The 3,392-nt window shown below is 37.4% G+C and carries 5 protein-coding genes and 1 pseudogene; 1 reads left to right on the plus strand and 5 read right to left on the minus strand.

Going from position 1 to position 3,392, the window contains the following annotated elements:
* From M72_RS12325 to M72_RS12340, 4 genes are all read right to left on the minus strand, one after another.
* The coding region (locus M72_RS12325; RefSeq protein ID WP_055068433.1) for an AAA family ATPase at window positions 1–649 on the minus strand (649 nt) is incomplete at its 3' end.
* A 98-nt stretch (window positions 650–747) separates the two neighbouring features.
* Complete coding sequence (locus M72_RS12330; RefSeq protein WP_055068434.1) at window positions 748–1,449, minus strand: GNAT family N-acetyltransferase; 702 nt, start codon at window positions 1,447–1,449, stop codon at window positions 748–750.
* 51 nt (window positions 1,450–1,500) lie between these two features.
* Window positions 1,501–1,713, minus strand: coding sequence for a DUF6199 family natural product biosynthesis protein (locus M72_RS12335; protein WP_020993599.1), 213 nt, complete (start codon window positions 1,711–1,713; stop codon window positions 1,501–1,503).
* 29 nt (window positions 1,714–1,742) lie between these two features.
* Window positions 1,743–1,973: a hypothetical protein gene (locus M72_RS12340; protein WP_055068435.1), complete on the minus strand. Its 231-nt coding sequence runs from the start codon at window positions 1,971–1,973 to the stop codon at window positions 1,743–1,745.
* A gap of 368 nt (window positions 1,974–2,341) precedes the next feature.
* Between M72_RS12340 and M72_RS12345 the strand changes: the two genes are divergently transcribed.
* The gene (locus M72_RS12345; protein ID WP_003505342.1) at window positions 2,342–2,581 is read left to right on the plus strand and encodes a DUF6061 family protein; all 240 of its coding nucleotides are present in this window, start codon (window positions 2,342–2,344) and stop codon (window positions 2,579–2,581) included.
* 209 nt (window positions 2,582–2,790) lie between these two features.
* Here M72_RS12345 and M72_RS17720 read toward each other — a convergent pair.
* A pseudogene (locus M72_RS17720) lies at window positions 2,791–3,392 on the minus strand (ABC transporter permease); the annotation flags it as partial.

A 3,392-nucleotide genomic window follows, 5' to 3' on the forward strand; every position in this document is an offset into this window, starting at 1 on the left:
TCTCTGTATCCTCATATTCGCACAGATGTATGCGTCCATTATCAAAACAATAGATATCTGCATCTGGTATTCCTAACAAAATCGGCGAATGCGTAACTATAATAAACTGTGCTCCCTCTTTTGCACAACTATATATTTGCATCAACAATGTAAGCTGTCTCTGTGGGGATAATGCAGCTTCCGGCTCATCAAAAAGATACAAGCCATTTGGATGCAGATTGTTCTGTGCCAATGCGAGAAAACTCTCTCCATGTGATTTTTCATGATATTTGGCAGAAGGGTGTGCGAGATCTGCATATTCTTCTTCCTTCGTTGCAACATTATAAAAACTTTCAGCCCTAAGAAAATAACCCCACTTTTCCTTCCGATAACCTTTGGAAATTCTTATCGCATCACACAGCTCTGAATGTGTATCATGCGTAGAAAAAACATAATTCTTTGTTCCACCTTCAGGATTAAAACCATGTGCTACCGCAAGTGCCTCCAATAAAGTTGATTTACCACTGCCATTTTCTCCGACAAAAAAGGTGATTGCTTTGTTGAAATCAAGTTTTTGAATCCCCTTAAAAGCCTTAATTCTCTTTAAATAACTATCGTTATCAATTCTATCCCAATCGAATATTACCCCTTGTAAGAATTGATCATTCATCTAATCCCCTTCCTGTAAAAGACACTTTCTAATCCACCAATCCTTCGTTCTAAAGAACTCGGTCAACTGAAATTTCACCTTGTTATCAGTTCTTCCTATCAACAAATACCTCTAGTTCCATATGTATCTGTCCATAATGGCATATAACCGCTACGAATTGCAACTGCCTGTGATGCTATATTTGTTACAGAAGCACTATAAAAGGGGATTTTATCCTGTTCCATTATTGCAACAGTCAAATTATGTACTAATAATGAAGCCAAGTTTTTTCTACGATACTCCTTTTTTACATCAATCCCAATCTCACGTAAGTCATCATCTACAATTGAGGCTCCTGCTAATGCAACAATTTCGTCATTTTTCTTTGCATATAGAACAATACATGTCGTAGTATTACCATCTTCGTCAAATGATAATGAATTATCGAAACCATGTATTCCTCGCAATTTTTGAATTTCATCACTAACCAGTAATTCAAATGTAAAATCATTAGTATAAGGTAATATGGTCATTTGACTTAAATCCGGAACATAATGCAATGTTTGACCAAATACAAAATCGCTCTCATACAACTCATCTCTGTTTTTTCCACGAAGGCATCTCATAGCCTCCGAATAAATATTTTTAGATACTGTTACAACATTTGTATCACCTACACTAAGAATTTTTACATAGCGTTTTGAAACAGTTTCGTCCATGATAAAATTAGTTTCACCAGAATGTAATTCATCTACACTACATTTCATTTGTTCTGCTATATGTTTAAAAATAGCGTCCTGTATATCCTGTTGCCAAATCATATTTAATCTCCTATAACTTCAAAGTTTCTGTTCCTTACAAACTTGAAATTGTCACTCCAAAATAAATGGAAGCATAATCATAATAATTCCAAATAGGGCAAATAAAGCACCACCGATTTTTGTGGCTTTCAAATAGAACTCAGATGGTTCATCTGCACGATAAGATTTCCATTCTTCTGTTAATTTCCATATTAAGCCCGGCTTTAAGAAGATAAACATACCTAACGCAAAGATTATGATTCCACCACCAATAGACCACCACATATTTGCCATCTCCTTTCTCAAATATGAAGTTATGGCTTTAACTTTTTCCAAATAATCAGCTTTAGGATAATACATACGACCACCACAACGACCACCATGGCACCATCCAACAGTAACTCTGTGTACCATGGTGCAGACTGCATGGCATATAAATTTGGATAAGTTTTAAAGTGCCAGAACTTATAAATTCCGTACCCAATAAAAATTCCTATGAATGAACCAATAACGATGTTTAAAAAACAATTCAACTTTCTCAGCATGGCAGTGCACCCCTTTCCAAATTCCGATTGAGATTTCACCTGTTTTAAGAGATTATAATAACTGTTATATTATGTTATTAAATTCTCCGCAGGCCCTTGAAAACACTGGATTTGTCGCAGGTGAGCTTTCCCTTATTGTTTCCCTTGTGTTATATCGTCCCACCAGTGTTTACGAACTCTGATAAGGGCAAATACAAGGATGCAGGACATCCAGTGGATGTCCGCTTTGCACCGACCGTAGCGAAGCGGAGACCAAGAAAATTATATAAAACAGTATAACACAAAATAAAAGCGACATGGTGAACTGATTGAAATGCTTCTGATTTTTGCAACAAATGATTGATTTAACGAAAAGGAGATTTGATACGATGAGAACAATATTTGCAGAATACAATCCCAAGCGCAACAGTATTGATGTTTACACCTCTGTTGGCTATATGCTCCGCATTGACTGTTGGGAAGCTGAAAAGAACTTAAAAACCACACCAGGATCAGACTGTGCATTAAACGCACTCGCCATTGATGAACCTCTTGAATATGCAAAATTATATCTTGATGGAAATTTGCAGATGTGGGTAGATGCGGAAGACTCATTAGATATTTTTTAATTTTTAAACAAATACAACAGTTTAAATCGCTATTAACCACAATATTTCCAGAAAATTCATCATAGGTTTGTGCAAATGCAAAGAAACGGCGGCTCTGAAAATCAAAGCCGCCGTTTCATAGGCGCGTGAAAATGTGTCTGCTCTGCGACGGCTTTTTTTCTTTTGCCGTCGCGCTGCAGATAACCTATTCGTTCTATTTTGAACTTCTTTTATGCTACCTGATGTCTGCAATAGGAATGAATCGCCAAGAATGTAAACACAAATAATTCAATTCCTGCCGAAATCAAAATAACATGCGGTGTCCAGAAACTCATTCCACCGATATTCAGATAATTGAAATCTGCAAGCTGAGAAAGGAAATTGTTCTGCATACCAATTCCGGCAGATGGAAGTATGGTAGAGAGCCATGTTGCTCCCATCGCCACATAAGCAAAAAGCGGCATGAGAAGAACTACAATAGAAATCAGCAAAACTGTCAATGTGTCTTTACATTTTGCAGACAGGAACAACGTACAGCTAACCGTTGCTAATACAGAAAGTAAGCCCGCTGCTGCGAGAATTATCTGCAACTGCCCCAGATTGATGTTTGGCAGATTAATGATAGAGTATCGCATCTGAAACGATGTTTTTAAGCAATCCGTCCCGAACGCTGCATCTAAAATCAGAATGTGTACCGTGATCCCGACAAGGAAAGTAACAACGAAAAGTGTAAATGCCGCCAGAATTTTGGTAATTGCTAATTGTTTATGCCCGTATTTGGTGGTTCGCAGGATGCTGTCACCGCCCGTTTGATATTCTCCGGCGAAAGTAG

Source organism: Roseburia faecis (assembly GCF_001406815.1).
Lineage (GTDB): Bacteria > Bacillota > Clostridia > Lachnospirales > Lachnospiraceae > Roseburia > Roseburia faecis.